The sequence below is a fragment of the Segetibacter sp. 3557_3 genome (assembly GCF_004354985.1).
Taxonomy (GTDB): domain Bacteria; phylum Bacteroidota; class Bacteroidia; order Chitinophagales; family Chitinophagaceae; genus Segetibacter.
The window spans coordinates 21,962-43,010 of the sequence record NZ_SMSK01000028.1; the positions used below are offsets into that span (position 1 = coordinate 21,962).

A 21,049-nucleotide genomic window follows, 5' to 3' on the forward strand; every position below is an offset into this window, starting at 1 on the left:
AATCAATTGAGGGATACTTATTCATTGTTTCAACTGTCTTTCGAAAACTGGTTTTCTCAATCTAATTCCATCCAAAGCATTGCCATGGCAAAGTTCCAAGGTCGAAAGAAAGAGCAGCACAGAAGAATTGATCTGTGAACTCGAATTTCTGCTGTTATCTGATCGGCTTCCTTCCCAGAATACATGTAGGAATTATCAATTAAGAAATGTAAATTCATGCTATGTCTGACATCTACATGAATTATGTTGAGAGTGATAAATGATCTATCTCAGCTTATGAGAGGTGTTATTGGTAGACCGCAAAATCTTAAAAGTTTGGCATCACACGCCCTCCGCAACTTATACAAAGGTGACGAATAAAGGATAAATGCGACTTTACAGCCCTTCTCAGTTGCGCATTTAAGCGCTTAAAAGAAGTAAGACAGTATAATCTATACTGTCTCACAAGCAATTATAAGCGCTCTTGATGATGTGGTTTTCTTCAGGAATTGACTATTCGGTTATACATCCATGATGTTAAAGGTGTTGGTTTTTCTCAGCAGAGATTTTAGTAATTCGCCTTCATACTGCCCTGCACGTTCCAGGGCATGAAAGCAACGGACCAGGTGAACCGAAATCTACATGAGGGTACTTTTCTAGTAGATTAAAAATCGCGGGAACGGGCGATTGGCTCGTATTTCTTATATTTATGAGTTAGCGGAAAACTTAATTGCAACCCATAATGAAAGACAAGTTTGTATTCGTTATAATGCCTTTCAGTTCAGTCTTTGACGATATATATGGCCTTGGTATAAAGGCGGCTTGTAATGAACTAGGGGTTTATTGTGAGAGAGTTGACGAACAGATATTTTCTGAAAGCATCTTGGATAGGATTTATAATCAATTAAGTAAAGCCGATATCATCATCGCAGATATGACTGGCAGAAGTCCAAACGTCTTCTACGAGACAGGGTTTGCTCATGCCCTTAGAAAAAAAGTTATTTTATTAACGCAAGATGCAGATGATATACCCTTTGACCTTAAGCACTATTCCCATATCGTTTATGGAGGTAAAATAATAAAATTGAAAGAAGAACTTGTAAAGAGGATTGATTGGTACATAAAAAATCCATCAGAGCAAGAGCTACCTAACGCGTCTAATTTGGAATATTATTTTAGAGGAAAAAAGCTTGAAAACAATTGTACAATTCATATCCCCAAAGACCATCCTTATTTAATTTCTCAAAAAAAGTCCAACTCGACAGGTATTATTAATTTTCAGCTCGACATTTATAATCCCAATAACCGACTTTTAACGGCTGAACAACAAATTACAATGACTGCGCCGAGCATCTTTTTTGAAAACAACAATCCAGATGTCAAAGTAATCAGACTCCCTGATGGAAGATATATGCATATTCATGAGGACAGAATATTTGAACTCTATCCTCAAATGTGGGATTTTATATCTTTCGAGTTTATGGGAGCATGGGAAATGCAATCAATTAGCGAACCATTTGTATTAAAAATCCACAACACAATTGATATCCATGAAATCGTTGTTAATATCGAGTTGAGTAACTGAGGTCTTACGCTAATCGAAGGAGCCCATTCAAGCTATGGCGAGGATAGCTACAAAGATATCTTATTGGGGCTTACCTAAAGCGCTTTTTAGGTTTTTAACCGATTGTAAGAGCTTATTTGCTATCTGAAGTTTTTCAGAAAATAGAGTGCCTTGAGGTAACTGGCCGGGTATGGCCTTGCCTATATTTTAGACGTCTTTGTTTTCGGATCAGGATTTTGCCCCGCTTTCATGAATTCAAAAGTACCCTATTACCTTCTTTTAACCAAAAAGCCATTATAAGTTTCACCTTTTTTTAAAGGTTCCGAGCTTGCCCTATTTTTAGCTCAAGGAGGATATAACCAGCATCCTTAATTTCTTCTAAGTTATTCGAAATGTGCATTCTGTACAACCTTGTTTTAACCAACGTATCTCCTGTTATATGTATCCATTGGTGACGAAAAGCTTCTGTATAGTGTTCGACCACATCGGTTATAGATGCCCAAAGTTTTTTTTTTGTGTCGTGGTTGTCCGTAATATTATGGAAGGTAACCCAACCTTTGATCTCGTCTCCTAAAAAGCTAGATTGTAAATGTTTGGCTCGATCGTAGGCTGTAACTCACCACCTTTGTAATCCTTCCATTTGGCCCTTCGCTAATGAACCAATACCTATCGTCTCGACCTTCCTGCTCGCTAACTTCATATTTGTTTAAATCCATTTCTAAAAGTACTGGACAGAGCCATGCGTTTATTCGGACGTTATCCCCAGATGTGAAAGGTGATCCATTTATAATAGCTTTTTAGATCTTGTCACCCGATCCGGTGCCATAGTTATTAAATGAGACGCTATTGGCTATACTGTCTCATTTTTCCGATAATCGTTTTTCAACCCAAAGCTCGTTATCTTTAAATTCATGATTTTCAGGGAATCTGCTAACCAGTTCAGCAAAGTGCTGCTTTGCAAACTGATAATAGATTTTTGCTTCATTTTTATTTTGTTTTTGCTCAAACACTGAAGCCAAGTCAATGTAAGAAATAGCCAATCAATTTTTGAAAAAAGCATTTCTCGGATAAGCTTCATAGAGTTCTTCAATTAATTTTGTTTCATCTTTGTAATGAGCTAAAGCTTTGCCGAGGTTGCCTAGTGAAGCCTGTGTCTCGCCGAGTTTTAAGTAGGAAATCGCCAATCCATTTTTAAAATCTACATTTTGAGGATAGCTTTCATAGAGTTCTTTACTTAATTCAACGTCCTGTTCATAGAATGCTAAGGCTTTGTCGAGATTCCCTAACGCAGCGTGTGTCTCACCGAGTTTCTCGTAAGAGACAGCCAAGCCGGTTTTAAAATCCACATTTTGAGGATAGCTCTCATAGAGTTCTTCGAATAATTCCGTTTCATCTTCATATAAAGCTAAAGCTGTATTGAGATTACCTAGGGCAGTGTGTGTTTGGCCGAGTTTGGAGTAAGAAATAGCCAAGCCGTTTTTGAAATCGACATTTTCAGGGTAGGCTTCATATAGTTCTATTTCCAAACGATTACAGTTTTGGTAAAAAGCTAGCGCTTCGTTCATGTTGCCGAGAGCAGTGTGTGTTTCTCCGAGTTTTAAGTAAGAAATAGCCAACCCATTTTTGAAATCTACATTTTGAGGATAGGTTTCGTAGAGTTCTTTACTTAATTCAATGTCCTGTTTATAGAAAGCTAGCGCTTCGTTCATGTTGCCGAGAGCAGTGTGTGTTTCTCCGAGCTTTAGGTAAGAAATAGCCAACCCATTTTTAAAATCTACATTTTGGGGATGGGCCTGGTGGAGTTCTCTTTCCAAACAATTGAACTTTCGGTAAAAAGCCATGGCTTTGTCCAGGTTGCCTGTTGTTAGATGATAATTGCCTGCTCTTTCTATATAATAGCGATAGCCGCATCTGCTTTGTCAAAGGTATTTACTGCAGCTTCAGCATACCGAGTATATAGAGCAGCTTCCTGATAAGTAGCATAAATAAAATGACCTGTTCCTGCTTCATAGGACAATCTTGTTATTAGATTATTTAAGACTCCTTTGCAGTCCTGAAGGAGATCAGGATTTTTCTTTTTTGTAATGGCCTGTATGACGGGGGCTTACCTTAAAAGAGGCATATGTATCATTGTAATCCAGCCAGCCCTTTCGTGACAGGGAAAGAAGGTTTTGTTCTAAAGTTGCTGTATCAGGTATCAGCGTTTCCAATATTTTAAATGGAATGCTCTCAGCTGGTAATACCGCAAGTAGAGAAAGTAGACTGGATTCATTCTGACTGAGCCTACTTAGCTCGTACATTGCTGAAATTATCCAATTCAGGCTTTTCTTTTAGAAGCGTATAGCCTGAAGCCTTATGAGCAGTACCTACAGCAGCAGACTTACCTAGACCAAGTAAACCCCTGTGTTGCAAGTCATCAAGCAGCTCAGTAATGCTGTAATGTATTTTAAGCCGGTTTAAATTATGCAGGTTTTTTGCCAGCAACTCAATAACTAATGTATTATAGCCAACAGCAATTAGTATTTCGTTCAGTAATACATCTTCCACTGCCTTATGACCGGGATAGTGCTTTTTAAATAATTCAAACGCTGAAATTTTCTCTAACGGTTCTATCCTATGCGTCGCTGTATGCTCAAATTCTGTGATGCGGGTAGTAAGCAGCACATGAAAATTGGCGCAACTCCTTAGGGCCAAGTAGTGATCTTCCAGCTCTGTAACCTCATTCGCATTGTCTATCACCAATAAACAAGGCTTCTTCAAATTGCGCAATGCATCTAGAAGCACCACCAGTCTTTCATTAGCAGGCATAGTTTCTTCAAAGCTGACTTCCAGCGGTATTGCCAGGGTAAGCAAAGTTTCCGAAAGGCTATTGCCTGTAAATACCCATGCCAAGTGCTGATAGGCCTCCTAGTACTTGAGGTAATAGTGTGCAGCAAGGGTAGTCTTGCCAATCCCACCTTCCCCATTTACCAACAACAACAGGTTATTACCTTCAAACAGTTTTTGGTGTACTGCTTGTAGATCATTGTCTCGGCCCAGAAAACTTTCTGAAAAAAACGGCTGTGCACCCAGAAATTTTTGTAGTTTTTTTTGCCGTATTGAGAACTGGTATCATTCAACGTGGAATCAATACTAGGGTGGATAGCTTGGAAAATAGCTCGAACAAGCTTGATCGATAGAGCGATAGAGTATTTTTATCAGCTCATCCTCACTGCTGAATTTAATTTCGTTGTGATGTCCACAGCTTGTTAATCGCCTTAAATGCAATTGCTGAGATTTTTGTTGTTCAGCCTGAAACTCGTATGAGCTATATCTCACTGCTTCCGCTGAGGGCTTCGCTATAAGTAATGTTTTTTTATGATACGCAGCCAGCCACGCTTCCCATTGCGTGTAGCTTAATTGCTCATTGCCATTCAGCGCGGGTAACAGCACAGGAAAGCGCGTTCCAAAGTCCTTATATACATGGTTGATATACTCCAGTGAAAGCGCATTTGCCATACTGCCGGTCATGTCGCCACAGATATGAATAACAGCATCACAGTGTTTAATGTATTCATCCAGCTTTTGCAATGCAGAGACGCCATAGGCAATGAAATCTTCCTGGATCTTGGTAGTAAGATTTGGCCTGCTAAAGTCCTTTCGCATAGCATCGCGGTACTGGCCAAACTCGTTGCTTACACATGAAATAAAAAGACAAACTTGTGGCATCGATTTTCATAAATAGATTTCCAGCTTAATATAAGCATTAGAAAATAAAAATTCTACTTGTGAGAGTATCGACTCTCATTTTTTGTTTTCAACAGCGGGTTACGAGCCCCCCGAATGCACATCCTAGCTGATAAAGTAAGACACTATATGAAATGCATTTTACTACCTGGCAGCGCAGAATTTCGAAGAATGATTTCCCGGGCGGCCCCACTTCTGAATATGGCTGATTAAGGCTATAACTTTACTGTGCGAGCATATTCCAAGCTATCCTGCATCTGAGTATAGAAAGAAGTTCTGACTTGCTTGAAAATTAGCTCTTGAAGGTGAGAACTCCTACGCTGTTTCATTCACCTACTTAACATAACATAAATTATAGGAATTCTTAACAGTATGATTATAAGCCAGTTATGGGTATCAATTAACATAATACTCTATGCTGTTTGTTAACCTTGGTAAACGGATGATCAATCTCGAAAAAGACGTTCGTCAAACATGTAACGCTCAGACTTGACGATTTTGATCTTGTAAAAATCCGGATGATCAGGGTTTAGAACAAAGTTAAATTCATCAGTCACTGAAGCCGATGGAACCTTTAAGGCTAAAAATTCATTTTGCTTCATCAAATCAGAACCTATGAGCTGCGTTAAATGCTCCATTTGACGCCATTCTTTTGGTAGGTTCTGTTCTGTTACGCAGAAAATGGGTGCGTCATCTGGTATTACTATGTCTAAGAGGAAGTAATTTACAGGAATAACACCTTGGCTGGTATGAACAATTAACTCAAGGTTTGCTAAGGCGCGTGACTCGCTGGTATACAAAACCGCCAAACCGATAGGATTCCATCTTCCTCCGAATATTGCTGCTCCTTTTCCGGTTAAATCGTCTTTGAACCTTTCTGCGGTGAGCCTAAACACTATCATGCTAGTATGCCATGTTGTATTCTTCCTAACTTGGTTCGAACGAGGTTTATACCTTGAGAGTTAGAGAGGAATTCAATGGGTTGCTTACCACCTAAAGCTTCTACATTGCTGTGGAGCCATTTTTTGAAACCATCTGCTCCTAAAACCTCAACCCCTAACTTATACAACTGGAAGATCTCAACAATTCTTTCGGCCGACAAGCTAGGTAGTACAGCGTCCGCTTTCTTCCATCGCTGAAGAGTTCGGGTTGTAGTGCCCAGGAAACTGGCCCAGTCGGCTAATGTAAGTGGTAGCTCTCTATAGATTTTATCGAAGTTGCTGTAACTGATACCCTCTTTTAGAAGTGCAATGATGTCTAAAGTTTGACTTTCAGTTTTAACGCTATGCGGCAAAGTTTCAATCGACTTCATAACCTGTTTTGGTAAATATACGACAAATGTCGCATAATTCTACAAACGATAGACAACCGGATGAACTGGCCGCATTACCCATCTTAAATTTAAAAACCGAACTCTACTCGAGTGCACACATGATGTCCGGGAAACTCAGCAAGAAAAAATTGTTTCTTTATCCAGGCAGCAGCCGTCTTTCTACCTCTTTCAGGATTGTGGATGCTAAATGTTCCGCAGATGGTTCTCAGAACCCTATAGGCTTACCTGGCGGTGATCAGCCTGCAGTCCCATTCCTCTGCGTGTTTTGGATTACCTCATTGGTCCTTTTTCGCTTAGGAGCCAAGCCTCGGATATGTTATATTCTTGACAAAGCCTGGCACAGTGTTCCAAGTTCGGGTAAGTTCCTGACTTGGTTTTTAACCCCGAGTAGTATGAGGGTTGAAGGCCAACGTTGCGGGCAATCTCACCTTCTGTAACGTTCGGGTAACGTTCTTTATAGATTTCCTGAACCGCTCTTAGAAATCTGCGTTTGATTGCCTGGCTGTATGGTCGCTGTCTGTGGTTTGGCAAAACTGAATCTTTCCCCTGAAATTAGGGCAATATTGACGTATAATGCTGGTCACCCCTAAACATTACTTGATCAAAGCCTTGCAGATTTCACCAGTATAATTTAATTTGATATATGTGGACTGCATTCAAGTTGTTTTGGGTTTGGATATATCTTGTAGTTTTTGGACAGGAGGTTAGCTTCAAAGAAATCTCCGTTAAAGTATTCCTGGTCTGGATACCCTTAACCTTATTTCTGCTCTATAGTATTCTTAGAATATAGCAACTTGTCGCCGCTAGCCTTATGTTCTAAATAAGATTGCTAAAAAATTTAGTATTGTTGATGCAGAACTATTAGTTTTGAAGCTAATAAAACATCCAGTTGGCTTACTATCGGGTAACTATATGGCGCAAAACAGGTAAAAAGCTTATAGGAGTTCGGGAGCTAGGCCACAGCAATGTTGAATTTGCAACAAATTATTTCAGGCTACAGGCATCAAAGCATGTTCATGATATGGTCGATATCGAAGCTGCCTTATTGTCGAACAACTCGACGGCCGTACGGAAGTACAAAGCAGCAGAAGCAAAGCGAAGAGAAGACATGAAATGGCCTGAACAAGAGGACCCATTTATTTTTCAGTCCAGAAAGGAACAAGCCAAGAATAGCAGCAAAGTCCCATGGAGCGAGTTTAAGAAGAAGGATGATAAATGAACTCCTAGGCAAAATACCTAAAGGTTCATCCAATGGTTTTTTTAGATGAGAACATGTTTTTGTACAGCAAATCTTTGTACATCGTATCAACCATCGGTTTTAATCTTATCAAGGTGAGCTCAGATGGTTGTTGACAAAAATATGTTGATCACCTTAGAACTCCATCGTCAACTGCAACACTTCCTGAGGGCAGGAGTAAATATAGCACAGTCTACCATCAACGACGGATTTTTATTCTTTCTACAAGGTTGATTAACTCACTTCATAATCACTTAGTAAAGAAAAAAGCAGCAATATTTGTAATACAGGCGAGTCCAACTATACATTCAAATATGATAAGGCCAGCTAAAAGAAAGCTATTTAGTTTGATCCTTTCATAGTCCAGTTTCAAGCTAAAAAATACAAATGCTGTAAATAGAAAGCAGTTTACGATCTTTTTCACTTTTTTCTCGAAGGTGGTAAGCCTTTCGGTATTGAGTCTTTGATCTGCCCTTACCACTTCGTCTATCCGATATGTTTCAAGTATCAATCGTTTATATAACACTATATTGATAATTGAAAACATCAAGAATAGATAAACGGTATTTCGCCAAATAAGTCCTTTGTTATAACCATAATCCCACCAATATTTTTCAACTAAGTTGACAAGATATGCATATGTTGTTCCTTGGGTTGCATATTGAAATGCCTTAAATTCTTTGTCAGCTTTAGCATAACCATCAGAAAATCCGAAGTATTGCTGCTGTGCAAGCAGTTCTCTATACATCCGGTGCTTGAACGGCATTATATTCTGCTTGAAAAAGTTTTCCTTACCCAGACTTCTATAAAGTTCATCAGTTGGCAGTGCCAACTGCACGTCAATATAATTAAATTTTATTCGCGGGATATCGCTGAAAGGGATTTCTAATAAAGATGTTTTTCTATCGGTGTTTTCGAACAACGTCAAATCCAGTGGATTTTCTTGACTGTAATGATTAGCAGTGTTATGCAGTATTACTGAGTCAGGAAGTTGTGTTCGCAAGATCATTAGGTTCTTAATCTTGCAATTATTCATATATAATCTTTTAATATCGTTTTCCATTATCAATAGTTCGCCAATTGTGTCATTTACTAGATCAAGCCCCTTCAATGAATCGTTAACTAAGTTGATGTTGTCCGACTTAATATTTCTTATCAACACATTTTTCACGTTACTCATCACAATGTCAGCGTGTAAGAAAGTTCCTTTTACAAACACGAAATCAGCTTTGGAGTTGATAATTTCTAGACCCTTCATATCGATTCCTTTGTGGACAAACATTGTGCGTCCCTGTATTTTGATGCTGTCAAGTTGCTTGCAATCTCGTCCGCACAGTTTTCCAGCATCTAAATAATATCTGCTACTATCTACATCTACATTAATACGAAAGTTGAATTTTATTCGCCGAGCAATATCTTTAATAGTCACTATATTTTGGGTATCAGGAGTAGATAGAAGATATGTCTCTTGGGAACTAGCTGTGGTTGTACAACCTACAATCATAGCTATAAATAGGCTCATCCACCTCAATTGGGAACTTATCCGATCCATTCGCATGCGTAGGCTTTTTAAGCAAGTGGCTAAATTATGCTTTCGTCGGCAAATCCATTGTAAGTTCTGCCATCTTGTTTTTGTGCTGGTGGGGATTTCATGTTGGCAACCGCTGAAGGAGTTTTTCTTTTTCCCAGACAAATTGCAACTTGCTGCCGCAGAAAGTTTCTATGTTTCCTGGCAAGTTGTTCTTAAACGACGTTGTTACTTCGTTGAGGCATCGCTCAAAAAATCGTTTATTGCAGACCTAAACCACAGTAGAGCCTTAAGCAATACGGACTTTGGAGATATCTTACTAGTTACTATTGACTAAATCCGCGCCACTTGAAATGCCCTTGATTCATGGGCCGAAAAAAATGATTCACCTTGTTTTTTTCTCCAAAAGTTTTAAAACCTTAAGTTAAGGCTTGATCAATTAGACCATCGAAGAGATTTTCTATAACATCTGTAGTGGATAGGTTGTCTTCGGCTACATTTTTTCCAAGAGCGCGAACTTTGTAATGACCTTCTTGATACTCTAGTCGATTTTCTTCAATCATTTCTTTGTAGTCCCATTTAAAGATTTTTTCAAAACTTGGTGAAGGACTAAGTTCAAGCTCCTCATTAATTCGAGATACATCTGCCTCAAGTTGATTTAGCTTTGCGATCATTATTTCTTCATCATAGATTTTTGAGAAGTCACCTTTTGCTAACCGAGCATCGATTTCACCTCTAAGCCAGAAGGAGTCTATAACCGCCTGCAAATTAGCGCCGTGCTTTCTTCTAAACGATTCATAGCTTTTGCTGTGTTCATCAAATAATTCTTTGACCCTCAAGAAGTCATCTTCGTACTCCGCTATCTCGAACATTCGCCACACGATCTTGTCAAAGTCCTCATCTATAAGTTTTGCTATTTGTACTTCTTTGTCTTCAAGAACTGTTATTAATGTAAAAAGGTCTTGAAATTGGTTGTACAGAACACTCGAAAATTCAATGTATGGATAAATGGTTGAAATATAGGTACCTACATCCGAAAGAGGAAAATGCGTTAACAAAAATGAACAAAGGTTTAGTTCGTTGGATTTCCCAACATTGATCGGCTTCAACACCTCTAGACGCGGAAGTATATGCTGCATCAGCTTTTTCCTTGAAACCTTGACTTTTGAAAGGGTTCTTACGAAGAATAAATCATTAAACAGAACGTTCAAAGAATTAATATTGCCGGGGTCAGGTTGTTCTTGCAATTTAAACGCATGTTTAAACTGATCAGTATAGAGCAAGCTTCTTAAGACTTGATCTACTTCTTCTTCATTAGATGCAAGGTAATTGCTCATAAAATCAGCAAAGGACGGATTATAGAATTCTAAATAACTTGTCTCGAGTCCTGCCCTGCGATGAATAAAGCCGCCCAAAAGATCAAAAAGCGTACGAATGAATAAGTTTGGACCCTTCTGAAATCCGTTTGTTTTAACTTCATAACGGACGCGTTCGTTAAAAGCTTCCTGCACCTGGTGCTCCGGCGTCCGCGCCGGCATTGTAAATAGCGTCTGCAGCAAAAACTTTGCTGCATCACTAAGCTGAGATTCATAAGGGTCAAGCCATATATCTTCAGGCTTATCGAGCTTTTCCAGAATAAATTTGTGATAAGATTCCGCAGGTACATTCTTCAGCCTAATCACGTCCGTTATATATTCAATCAGTCTTGGGTTGTAGTTGGGGTGTTTAACAATAGTTTGATAGCTCTTGTTTGACATAAATATCTTTAGAAATGCCACATCCAAGCTTGAATGGTATACATGATTATATAGAATTTGCGCTTTATGTAAGTCGTTGTAGTGTGAAATATGGATTTCATGTTTGGCGAGATCCAATGTCGGGTTTTTCAGTTTTTCAAAATCTGCTCGTGCCTGGTTGAGAATTGTTGTTCGTGTAGTTAAGATGAGGCGTTTATTTTTAGAAGTCCTTACCCGGCCTATAAAGTTTAGCAACATGGCATCATGGTGGGGAGAATGTTTTATTCGTAAGTAATTGGCGCCTAGAAAATCATCGAAGAAGAATAATTCTTTTTCATCATTTGTTAGCAACTTCTCCGCATCTGTTAAATCAGATAGAATGTAAGTAAACCGAAATCCTTCAGCCAGATGCTGAAAAGAAATAAAGTTCGCTAGCGACGTTTTTCCAATTCCGGGCTCACCAGTTATAATAAGAAAATGATCCTCGTTTATGATCTCTACGGCATTGCTGTATTTTTCATTAGCTACGAACAAATGTATACGATGCTGAATATCTTTTATCTTGTCAATGGAGCGTGAATGAATATGAGCATTCAAAACCTCGTTTAGAACCTGCAAGCTGGCGAGATAGACCTTTGGATGCAAGCGCAGCACCTCTGGAAACCGGGATATGCTGTTATTGACATCATCCTCTCCGTAAATGTCAGCACTGCTTACAATGAATTTTGAAAAGACTGCCCTTATTTTATCCTTTTCTCCAGGGTTTAATGGAACTGATGTAATTAAAATGTAACGAGACGGGTTTAACTTAATCACTTTTGCCAGCTCTTCCCTTTGAAGCATGTTTAACAGCTTGTTGAACCCGCTGCCTTTATAGTGCTTGGCTTGAACTATAATTCCATTGTCTTCTTCAGAAACACTGTGCCGTAGATCAATTCCTTTGTCTTTTCCTCTGCGAAACGATTCGAAGCGTACCCCCATCTCTTTTTGCAGCAAGTCACGTGAAAGTTCCTCAAATTCCTTATCATTCAGTTTTTCAAGCTCGTAAGTTGCCATAGAAAGCTTCTGTTTGTTTAATATTAAGATTTGATAACTGGTCATAGATTAACATAGCCGGTTCAAATTATGAGCTAGACCACCTAATTAGCTATGGCTGAACTTGATAATAATTCAACTGACGAACCGCGGAGCTGGAAAAACGGTAAAAAGCGGATAACATTCTAATCAGCCAACCCCAATGGAGGATGATTTCCCAATCAAACTGCTCATTTTTAGCTTTGTCATCCGGACGGAGTTTGGACGTTCTAATGCTAAATACAGGTATCGCTTTCAGGTTTTCTGACGGCACCTCGAAATCAACTATCTGCTTATTTCTTCATCCGCCAAATCATGTTCTAGCCAATGAAGAGCCGTTTCAAATGACACAAACAGCGGCATCCTTACCACTACAGAAGCGATCGCACCCTCGTAATTGACTTACGTCAATGCTCAACAACTACTTTACTTGTGCGCACTCCCCCAGTATCGATTACTTTGATGATGTATATACCCGATGGCAGATGAGTTAAATTGATATTTTCCTCTAGGCTAACCTTAGCAGAACTAACTTGAATTGGCCTATGCTCAATCAACTTCCCATCTGTATTGAAGACCTGCACTGATGCCTTACCTAGTTTGAGATCCTTCAATTGAACCCTGAAGTTTCCCCGGTTGGGATTTGGATACACCACGATGTTTTCCTTTCGCAACAGTACTTCCGCGGAGTTTTTTGTTTGTGTTATTAGGAGATCGCTTGTATTTATAGTATTCGGTAAGGTTTTACAAATCCCATGCGGATCCTGTAAGACGACATGAGCTGTCGCAGTTGCAACATTTCCACTTAGATCCTTGGCAGAAATTGTAACGATATGGTCTGATGATGGCGCTGATGTTCCGAACTTGAAGGTTCCGGCAAGATAGGCAGGTAAGTTTCCGGGACTACTTGAATGATTTGGAAAACTAAAGCCTTCTGTTATGTTTTCGCCCCAGTAGGGCGTATTTACAAATTTGATCAATCCCGCACCATCTTGCTGAGTTGGATATGGGCCGCCACTGTACCCAATGTTGCCATTTTTTTCATTCTGGTTGTAACCTTTCGCTACTACAACATACTCTCCTTCTGGCAAGAATACCGGGGTAATGTTTGTAAACCGGTAATTAGACGAATAGCTATCCGCATTACCAACTACGATGGTGTCAAGGCCCAATACAATAGAACGTGATTGTTTATCGAAAATCGCAACTCTTACTCCTCCATTTTGCGTGCCCTTGACCCCATTACCCTGATGGTCAAAGGCACCTAATTGACTGATGATGATGCCGGAACTGTTTACGGCAAACTCCAAACCGAGTTCGCCCAAAAACTCCTGATTTCCAGTCGATGTAGAGGACATATATGCCTGGTACTTCGATTGATTACCAGAATAACTAAAGCTTCCAGCGAGGTAAGCAGGAGAGGTCAGGCTTGCAGAATGATTCGGAAAGCTAAAGCCTTCAGGAATATTTTCCCCCCAATAGGCAGTAGTGCCAAACGTAATAGCCCCGCTGCCTGAGTCCCCCAGGGGATATTGGCCATCATTATAACCGACATTGCCGTTTTTCTCGTAAAGATTGTACCCTTTTGCAACGATCACATAGGTGCCCTTTGGTAAAGAAATTGGAGCAATCTTCTTAAAACGGTAGTTCGCTGTATAGTAATCTCCTTTACCTACAATTCTAACATCTAACCCAGGGATGGGCTTTTGAGTTACCTTATTGAAAATAGATACCCTTATACCTCCATCTTGTGTACCAGTAATACCGTTTCCCTGATCATCGAAGGCGCCTAATTGATCCACAACGATACCATCCGGAACGTTTACTGTAAAGTCTAGCCCTAACTCGCCATAAAAATCTTGATTACCCGTTATTGTATTTGCAATATAAGCCTGATGGTTCTCACCCGAACTGATACTAGCACAGGTAAATGTGTTAGGCGTTACCGTAATGCTCGAACTATCAAGGGAACAATTGTCAAAAATCCTTTGGATAACATCAGAAGGCTTTATGTTAGCTTGGCCGGATGCATCCAAAGAAATCATCACATTTTTTGTTGTAATTGACGGTGGCGTAAACTCATTTGAACAGTCCAGAGTGGGTTCGTCATTCTTGTAGGCAACAATTGCGAATTGCGTACTCACGGAACCATACCCTGCGAGGTAAATTCGATTCGGGGCTACTTTCATTGCTAGGGCAAAGTCATTATGAGCCGCTGCAGTTCCTAAGTCATTTACTACTATCCCGCCATTACCGAATGTCTGGTCCAGATTTCCGTTGGTCTCATACCGGGCCGCTGCAAAGTCGGAACTGGTTCGATTGTCGTAAGAACTGCCACCGGCTACAATTTTGCCATCGTTTTGAATTGCAATTTCCTGGGCATATGACGCTGATTGAATCCTGGTATTGACTACCCCGTCTCCATCAAAGTTCAGATCAAGGCTACCGTCAGAGTTGAACCTGCTAAGCAAGAAAAATCCACTGTCGGGATAACCTCCTACGACAATCTTTCCATCATTTTGTAACGCTACACTGCGAGCCTGTCCCCTAACTGGACCGGCAAGTTTACCATCCCCGTCAAAACTGACGTCAAGACTACCATCGGTGTTGTACCTCACAACTGCTACATTGAAATAAGGGTTAGCCGTAGCATTATCACCTACTGCTATTATCTTACCGTCCTTCTGGATCGCCAGTGCATAAGCAGCATCACTTTGTGATGCAGGCGAAATCTGAGTGGTTACTATTCCACTTCCGTTAAACGTGTTATCGAGACTTCCATTGGGATTATATCTCACTAACGCAAAACGGCTGTTTGCCCTACCTACAACGACTATCTTTCCATCATTTTGTATTGCAATAGCATGTGCATAGCTGTCGCCTCCAAATAGCGTTATGACTATACCGTTACCGTTGAAAGTCTGATCAAGACTTCCATCGACATTATAACGGGCAAGAGTGATATTTCTGGGATAATCATTAACACCACTACTCCACCCGGCAGCTACAATTTTGCCATCATTCTGCACGGCAATTGCTAAAATCGCACTGATTGATTCAATAAGGGTAGTCACTTTACCATCTGCGTCAAAGCTATTATCAAGACTTCCATCCAGATTGAACCTGGCAAGGGCAAAGTCTAGTACGCGTGTATTATTAATGGATCCTTGAGTAGAACCACCAGCCACTATCTTACCGTCTTTTTGTATTCCGATATCACTAATCTGGTCGCTTGTATTTGATCTGATTGGGATAAGAACTTTTCCACCGTTACCAAAGGTTGGATCCAAAGTGCCGGGTTGAGCGCAAAGTCCGTATGATAAAAAAGTAAAAAACAGCAGGGTAAGAAACGTTTTCATATGGAGGGTTTGAAAGGGTGTACTTGTAAATTAAGCTATTCGAACGGTTGCAAACGGAAGTTTGATAAATTGTTCGCTACTTACGGATAAACTCCTGGAGGTGCTTGGCTCCGTGCCATTCCTGCCTTCTCTCCCATTCATACATGCCTCGACTTTGCGATGTGGGTGGTATGATCCGGCATGCTGAGTCTCGCCCGTACCGTCGTTTCCTAGATGAGTATTGCAGCGCTATTAATGAACTTATAGTTTCCTGTTATAACATTACTTTACCCGCTCAGCCTATTCGTTCGTCAAATGCCTGGCACACTTTTTCAACAAACATTGCCAGCCATGCTCGTTGCACAGGCATCTCCAGAGCCTCCTCTAAGGCTTGTCTGAGTGCCATTAAGGCCTTTTCTTCCTTCATGGACTCACTCAACGCTCTGCCAAGGGTATGATCCCTCAAGACAAACAACAACACGCCGGGCTCTTCTACTTTTTGAACCTAACTCCCAGAAGGGAATAATTTGTCACAGCTGTCTTGCAAGTATCAGTAAAATCATTCCTTTTCAATATGATTACTGCCGATCTGAGTACTAATCAGGCTTGCAAGCAAACTTGACAACTCCCGTTGGAGATCTTCTCCCTTGTTAGAGTTATACCAATTCTGTAACTCAAATTTCATTTTTTCAAAATCAACTTCATTTTTAAGTAGTTCAGCGTACAGCTTTTGACAATCTTTTGGACGAGGTCCCCAGGTTCCCAAATCATTACCTTGCTCGTCCTTTATAATAAGTCTGGGAATTGATTTTGTGTTTTGGAAGAGGTAATGTTCAATCCTATTAGGCGGTGCATCGCGTAATTCATAGGATGTAGTTATCAAGGGGTTTTCCTTTGCAATCATTTCAATGAACGGGATATTGTGAGCTGCATCGCCACACCAGGGTTCGGTGATAATGATCCAATTTTGAGGTCGGTCTATTTTTAAAACGATGTTGATGATTTCATTTGTAAGTTTACCGGTCTTAAACCAACGGTTCATACGTGACCAATTCAACTTGGTATAGTCCATGTAATCCGCGTTGTTATAAGGTGCCTGATGTTCTGTGCTGGCTTGGTCCAAGATACTTTTGAAGTAGTCGCTGTATTCTTGAAATTTCATGAAGGTGGTGTATGTCGGTGTTAAAGGTTAAACGGAAGTTGGTATCATCATGCTAAAATATTCGAACCTGTTACCAACGGTGGTTCACTGTCGGGATTGTTTTGCATGTCAATCTGCAAGCTCCAGAGGTGGTAGGTTTTCCCATTCATACCTCTCGTTTTTGGCCTTGTCGTCCGGACGAAGTTTGGACGTTCTAATGCTAAATACAGGTATAGCTTCCAGATTGTCTGACGGCATCTCGAAGTCAAGTATCTGCTTATATTCTTCATCCGTCAAATCATGCTCTAGCCAATGGAGAGCCGTTTCAAATGGTACAAACAGCGGCATCCTCCACTTGTTTTCCCCTTCACTATGAATTTGCTTCATTAACCCATTTGCTGCTCGTGTCACGACTGTATATGTCCACTTTTTGGTGAGTTCTCCCGTTTCAGTATCCACTAATTCCGTTGCTGAATAAAGCCCTGGGAGAAAGAACATGTGCTCTCCCGCTACTTTCACAAAATAAGGTACTTTGTTTTTCCATCCCTTGATTGCACGATGTTCATATATGCCAGTAACAGGGATTAGACAGCGTCGTGATTTTATCTTATTCCAGTAACTTTTTGTATCGGTCAATATACGTTCGCTCCGGGCATTGAGCATCGTTGCACGCTGTTTTTTAAACTTCTCCAGCTCCTTAACGTAATATGGTATACACCCCCACTCCATCATTCTTATATGTGGGAGGTTGTCCTCACGATGTCTGTAGATGATCGGATGTTCATTGTAGGTGTGCCCAATGATGTGGGTACCATCGAAATTCATTGAAATCTGGGTGTCGGTAACAAGATCAGGAAAGTAGTCGCCCAACGTCCGTACATCTATGGTAAAGGAAATATCATAGCACATAGTCTCTAAGATAGCTGGTTAATATGAAATCGCATTTTGCTTAATAAGTTTAAAATTCCCTTCAGAAGTATCGGGGGATCGGTTCCGTTGATGTTAAGGATACAGCTTTTTGCGAGTTATTAGCCTTTACTTATTGCTACTCTATATCCGAGAAAATCATTTTCTATCTCTATCTCTCCGCAAGGCAACTTAGGCCCAGAGACAATGATGGTTGTTCCCATTAGCTCAGGGCTTGAGTCAAGTGCTGTTTGTAGTTACAGCTCTAATACTCAAGTGTCCGGTAATCAGACCGCCCTTTAATGGTACGATTTTGTTTTGCTTATTACTACCTTAAGTAAGCAGAATTGAGCCATGAGCTTAGAGACCTACAATAGCAAACGATCCTTCAGCAAAACACCTGAACCCACAGGTGGGCAGCCCGATAACAGTAAGCTGCAGTTTGTCGTCCAGAAACACGCTGCTTCCCACCTGCATTATGATTTCAGACTGGAGGTCAGGGGTGTCTTAATCAGCTGGGCAGTCCCTAAAGGTCCTTCCATGAAAGCTGGTGAAAATCGTCTTGCAATGCAAACCGAAGATCATCCTTTTGATTACCTGCATTTTGAAGGGATTATACCTAAAGGTCAATACGGGGGCGGAACGGTAATCGTGTGGGATGCCGGTACTTTTGAGACAACCTTAATCAAGGACAAAGATAAGAAGGCGCAGGAACACTCACTATTAAGCCAGTACTATAAGGGGAAGATCACCTTTACCCTTCACGGGACTAAACTAAAAGGCAAGTTCGAAATCAGTCGTGCAAAGGATAAAGATGAAAAGTCCTGGTACCTGGTAAAACAACCAGACCGTTATGTTTTAAAAAGCGATATCATCAAAAAGGATATGTCCGCGTTGTCCGGACGCACGATTGAACAGGTAGCTGAAGATCCTAATGCAGCTGCCTGGCAAAGTAATCGCACTGGCAAGCCTGAAAAGTCTGCTAAGAGCGAAAGTGATCTAAGTGACGTTCCAGGAGCCGTAAAGGCGCCTATGCCCAATAACCTTGCCCCGATGGAGTGCCGGCTCATCCAAAAACCATTTAATGAGCCAGGTTGGATCTATGAACTTAAATTAGATGGCTATAGGGTGCTGTCCTGGTGCAAGAACGGCGAAGTGAAGCTTCAATCACGCGGTGGGTTGAATTATACAAAGGATTATGAAGTACTGCTGACACCCCTTAAATCCCTCGGAAAGGATTTCATTATTGATGGGGAGATAGTGGTTTTAAATGAAAACGGGCACCCGGACTTCGATGCCCTGCAGCGCTATCGGCGAAACAAGGCAGCTGCCCAGCTGGTCTACTATGTATTTGACCTGGTGTGGCTGGATGGATATGACCTGATGGGGGTAAAATTGGAGAACAGGCGGAAAATACTGCGTGAACTGGTGAGGGAGAGTGATTATATCAGGTTTAGTGAGGATTTGAAAGAGGGCTTTCTTATGTTTGATGTTATCAAGGAGTCGGGCCTGGAAGGTATAATTTACAAAGCAAAGGACAGCCTGTACCAGCCCGGGAAACGCGGTAACTATTGGCTCAAATTGCCTACCAGTATCCAGCAGGAGTTTGTCATAGGCGGCTGGACAGAAAGTGGCTCCGGCCACGCCTTTCGATCACTTGTTTTTGGGGCTTACGAGAACGGATCGCTCACCTACATCGGCCACGCTGGCCACGGCTTTAAAGATGAAGACAGAAAGGGCATTCTGAACCGTTTGAAAAAGCTTGAGGTTATAGAGAACCCATTTGTAAATGAGGTAGACACCGACACCCCGGTTCACTTTGTAAACCAGAGCTGGTCGCTAACATACAGTTTGCGACCTGGACCACTGCCAAAAAGATCAGGAAACCAGCGGTATTTCTTGGATTTAGGGATGACAAGCCAGCTCAAACAATCTCCCGCGAGGTGCCGCTGACAGAAAAGGAGGAGGTAAAAGTTATTAAAGAGAAGAAGGAAGCGCCAGTCAAATCTGCCCAGACTACCAACAAGCCTATAGCTACTGCAGCCACAACAATGGCCGACAGCAACTGGCCAGAGCTGGAGGCACAGCAGATTACCACCGAGGAAGTTTTTACCATTGAGGGTAAGGATCTAAGCTTAACCAATGTTGAACGCCAACTCTGGAAGGGAGTTACAAAAAGCGATCTGATTATCTATTATCACAATATCGCTGAGTATATCCTCCCCTACCTCAAAGACCGTCCACAATCGCTGCACATCAAGCATAATGGCCCTGGTGCACCGGGTATGTATATCAAAGATATGGAAGGCAGACAACCCCAATGGGCAGAGCTATTTTCAACCCCGCGGAAGCATAAAAAGAAGGGAAAGCGGGACCAGATTGATTACCTTGTTTGTAACGATGAAGCTACTTTGTTGTACATGGCTAACCTTGGCTGTATTGATATTAACCCATGGACTTCCCGCACCCATAATTACCAGCAACCGGATTATATTATCATTGACCTGGATCCTTCAGACGAAGATTTTAAAAAAGCCATTACCACAGCACAAGCCGCAAAACAGGTATTTGATAAGTTGAAGCTTAAGGCTTATCCAAAGACCTCAGGCAAAACCGGTCTACATCTTTACATTCCATGTGAAGGTTTTTCCTTCCCACAGGCACGGAAGATTGCCGAACACATTTGTGAGCAGGTGCATTTGCTTTTCCCGGACATTACCACAACCCAAGTGACGGTTTCCAAGCGGGGTGATAAGTTATATATCGATCCTAACCAGAATGATGAAGCAGATACCGTTGCTGCGTTGCTGCAGCCTATTGTTTAAGACCCTATCATCATCCGCAGGTGTCTACGCCATTAGAATGGAGAGAGATCAAGCCTGGACTTGATCCTTCGCTGTTTACTATTGACACGATTTTTGCACGATTGGAAAAGAAGGGAGACCTATTTGCTGCGGTGAATGACCGCAAAATAGCAAGTACAAACAGCAAAAGATTAAAGCTATTGTTATGACTACAGCAGCGCATCAGGAAGCTTCAACTCAATTACTTGAAGTTGAAAGTAAAGACAGGTCTGAAGCTCGTCGATTGACCTTTGAGGAAGAAAAGCAAGTTGTAAAAATTCTAAATGGCCTGTTGAGAGGGAAATCAGCCTCATCCCAAGAAGTTGTTCTAATTCAGCGGCTATTAGATAACTATCAAAATATGGGTCATTACGTATCTTATACTGACGGATTATGGGCCACAGAAGACCCGAACGAACTGTCAAATCTTGTTCAACTAAGATTTGCTTCGGAGCAATCTACGTAGACCAGCGAGGCAACTTAGACTGGATGAGGCATCGAGTGTCTTACTTGAATGATCAAGACTGTAAATTCCGCTGATATTGACCCCCCTATTCCGGTGATGTTGACCCCCTTTGTAAAAGTGGATGATCAGTAAGCAAAGAGCGGTTATGAACTGGAGTTAAGTAATTCTCGAATGTATA

General features: G+C 41.0%; 18 protein-coding genes. 6 read left to right on the plus strand and 12 right to left on the minus strand.

Features of this window, described 5'->3' with window-relative positions; genetic code table 11:
- Positions 1–721: 721 nt before the first annotated feature.
- Complete coding sequence (locus EXU57_RS24050) at positions 722–1,564, plus strand: hypothetical protein (protein ID WP_133270824.1); 843 nt, start codon at positions 722–724, stop codon at positions 1,562–1,564.
- Positions 1,565–1,856: 292 nt separating this feature from the next.
- On the opposite strand, the gene EXU57_RS25990 is transcribed toward EXU57_RS24050, so the two are convergent.
- The 7 genes from EXU57_RS25990 to EXU57_RS24080 all read right to left on the minus strand — a co-directional run bounded on the left by EXU57_RS25990 (position 1,857) and on the right by EXU57_RS24080 (position 6,581).
- The gene (locus EXU57_RS25990) at positions 1,857–2,105 is read right to left on the minus strand and encodes a DUF6934 family protein (protein ID WP_410528418.1); all 249 of its coding nucleotides are present in this window, start codon (positions 2,103–2,105) and stop codon (positions 1,857–1,859) included.
- A gap of 298 nt (positions 2,106–2,403) precedes the next feature.
- Entirely contained in the window at positions 2,404–2,583 is a 180-nt protein-coding gene (locus EXU57_RS24055) for a hypothetical protein (protein WP_133270825.1), read from the minus strand.
- The gene (locus EXU57_RS24060; RefSeq protein ID WP_165958283.1) at positions 2,584–3,357 is read right to left on the minus strand and encodes a tetratricopeptide repeat protein; all 774 of its coding nucleotides are present in this window, start codon (positions 3,355–3,357) and stop codon (positions 2,584–2,586) included.
- Between the two features lie 469 nt (positions 3,358–3,826).
- Positions 3,827–4,435 (minus strand): hypothetical protein, encoded by a 609-nt coding sequence (locus EXU57_RS24065; protein ID WP_133270827.1) that lies wholly within the window; start codon positions 4,433–4,435, stop codon positions 3,827–3,829.
- 240 nt (positions 4,436–4,675) lie between these two features.
- Complete coding sequence (locus tag EXU57_RS24070) at positions 4,676–5,251, minus strand: DUF4062 domain-containing protein (RefSeq protein WP_133270828.1); 576 nt, start codon at positions 5,249–5,251, stop codon at positions 4,676–4,678.
- A 464-nt stretch (positions 5,252–5,715) separates the two neighbouring features.
- Positions 5,716–6,171, minus strand: coding sequence for an RES family NAD+ phosphorylase (locus tag EXU57_RS24075; RefSeq protein ID WP_133270829.1), 456 nt, complete (start codon positions 6,169–6,171; stop codon positions 5,716–5,718).
- Entirely contained in the window at positions 6,168–6,581 is a 414-nt protein-coding gene (locus tag EXU57_RS24080) for an antitoxin Xre/MbcA/ParS toxin-binding domain-containing protein (RefSeq protein ID WP_133270830.1), read from the minus strand. Before EXU57_RS24080 ends, EXU57_RS24075 begins: the two co-directional genes overlap by 4 nt.
- Before the next feature lie 910 nt (positions 6,582–7,491).
- On the opposite strand from EXU57_RS24080, the gene EXU57_RS24085 reads away from it, so the two are divergent.
- A complete protein-coding gene (locus EXU57_RS24085) occupies positions 7,492–7,821 on the plus strand; it encodes a hypothetical protein (protein WP_133270831.1) in 330 nt (109 codons plus the stop codon).
- A gap of 268 nt (positions 7,822–8,089) precedes the next feature.
- Here the strand turns inward: EXU57_RS24085 and EXU57_RS24090 are convergent, their stop codons facing one another.
- From EXU57_RS24090 to EXU57_RS24110, 5 genes are all read right to left on the minus strand, one after another.
- A complete protein-coding gene (locus tag EXU57_RS24090; protein WP_133270832.1) occupies positions 8,090–9,361 on the minus strand; it encodes a hypothetical protein in 1,272 nt (423 codons plus the stop codon).
- Positions 9,362–9,786: 425 nt separating this feature from the next.
- Complete coding sequence (locus EXU57_RS24095; protein ID WP_165958285.1) at positions 9,787–12,159, minus strand: restriction endonuclease; 2,373 nt, start codon at positions 12,157–12,159, stop codon at positions 9,787–9,789.
- A 425-nt stretch (positions 12,160–12,584) separates the two neighbouring features.
- Positions 12,585–15,536 (minus strand): T9SS type A sorting domain-containing protein, encoded by a 2,952-nt coding sequence (locus EXU57_RS24100; protein ID WP_133270834.1) that lies wholly within the window; start codon positions 15,534–15,536, stop codon positions 12,585–12,587.
- Between the two features lie 538 nt (positions 15,537–16,074).
- Complete coding sequence (locus EXU57_RS24105; RefSeq protein WP_133270835.1) at positions 16,075–16,677, minus strand: thioredoxin family protein; 603 nt, start codon at positions 16,675–16,677, stop codon at positions 16,075–16,077.
- A 108-nt stretch (positions 16,678–16,785) separates the two neighbouring features.
- Positions 16,786–17,565 carry an SOS response-associated peptidase gene (locus EXU57_RS24110; RefSeq protein WP_133270836.1) on the minus strand — a complete coding sequence of 260 codons (780 nt, stop codon included), beginning with the start codon at positions 17,563–17,565 and terminating at the stop codon, positions 16,786–16,788.
- A gap of 351 nt (positions 17,566–17,916) precedes the next feature.
- Here EXU57_RS24110 and EXU57_RS24115 point away from each other — a divergent pair, with 351 nt between their 5' ends.
- The 4 genes from EXU57_RS24115 to EXU57_RS24125 are packed head-to-tail and all read left to right on the plus strand — an operon-like array spanning position 17,917 to position 20,871.
- A complete protein-coding gene (locus EXU57_RS24115) occupies positions 17,917–19,515 on the plus strand; it encodes a DNA polymerase ligase N-terminal domain-containing protein (protein WP_133270837.1) in 1,599 nt (532 codons plus the stop codon).
- Complete coding sequence (locus EXU57_RS24120) at positions 19,506–20,387, plus strand: hypothetical protein (protein ID WP_133270838.1); 882 nt, start codon at positions 19,506–19,508, stop codon at positions 20,385–20,387. The genes EXU57_RS24115 and EXU57_RS24120 overlap by 10 nt, the downstream gene beginning before the upstream one ends.
- A gap of 20 nt (positions 20,388–20,407) precedes the next feature.
- On the plus strand, positions 20,408–20,575 hold the full coding sequence (locus EXU57_RS25995) for a hypothetical protein (protein WP_410528417.1): 168 nt from the start codon (positions 20,408–20,410) through the stop codon (positions 20,573–20,575).
- Positions 20,572–20,871, plus strand: a complete 300-nt coding sequence (locus EXU57_RS24125; RefSeq protein ID WP_133270839.1) for a hypothetical protein — start codon at positions 20,572–20,574, stop codon at positions 20,869–20,871. Before EXU57_RS25995 ends, EXU57_RS24125 begins: the two co-directional genes overlap by 4 nt.
- Positions 20,872–21,049: the final 178 nt, after the last annotated feature.

Coding starts and splice junctions, on each gene's coding strand:
- EXU57_RS24105 (WP_133270835.1), bottom strand. CDS start 16,677: ATGAAATTTCAAGAATACAGCGACTACTTCAAAAGTATCTTGGACCAA.
- EXU57_RS24125 (WP_133270839.1), top strand. CDS start 20,572: ATGACTACAGCAGCGCATCAGGAAGCTTCAACTCAATTACTTGAAGTT.
- EXU57_RS24050 (WP_133270824.1), top strand. CDS start 722: ATGAAAGACAAGTTTGTATTCGTTATAATGCCTTTCAGTTCAGTCTTT.
- EXU57_RS24100 (WP_133270834.1), bottom strand. CDS start 15,536: ATGAAAACGTTTCTTACCCTGCTGTTTTTTACTTTTTTATCATACGGA.
- EXU57_RS24080 (WP_133270830.1), bottom strand. CDS start 6,581: ATGAAGTCGATTGAAACTTTGCCGCATAGCGTTAAAACTGAAAGTCAA.
- EXU57_RS24070 (WP_133270828.1), bottom strand. CDS start 5,251: ATGCCACAAGTTTGTCTTTTTATTTCATGTGTAAGCAACGAGTTTGGC.
- EXU57_RS24115 (WP_133270837.1), top strand. CDS start 17,917: ATGAGCTTAGAGACCTACAATAGCAAACGATCCTTCAGCAAAACACCT.
- EXU57_RS24095 (WP_165958285.1), bottom strand. CDS start 12,159: ATGGCAACTTACGAGCTTGAAAAACTGAATGATAAGGAATTTGAGGAA.
- EXU57_RS24075 (WP_133270829.1), bottom strand. CDS start 6,171: ATGATAGTGTTTAGGCTCACCGCAGAAAGGTTCAAAGACGATTTAACC.
- EXU57_RS24090 (WP_133270832.1), bottom strand. CDS start 9,361: ATGAGCCTATTTATAGCTATGATTGTAGGTTGTACAACCACAGCTAGT.
- EXU57_RS24110 (WP_133270836.1), bottom strand. CDS start 17,565: ATGTGCTATGATATTTCCTTTACCATAGATGTACGGACGTTGGGCGAC.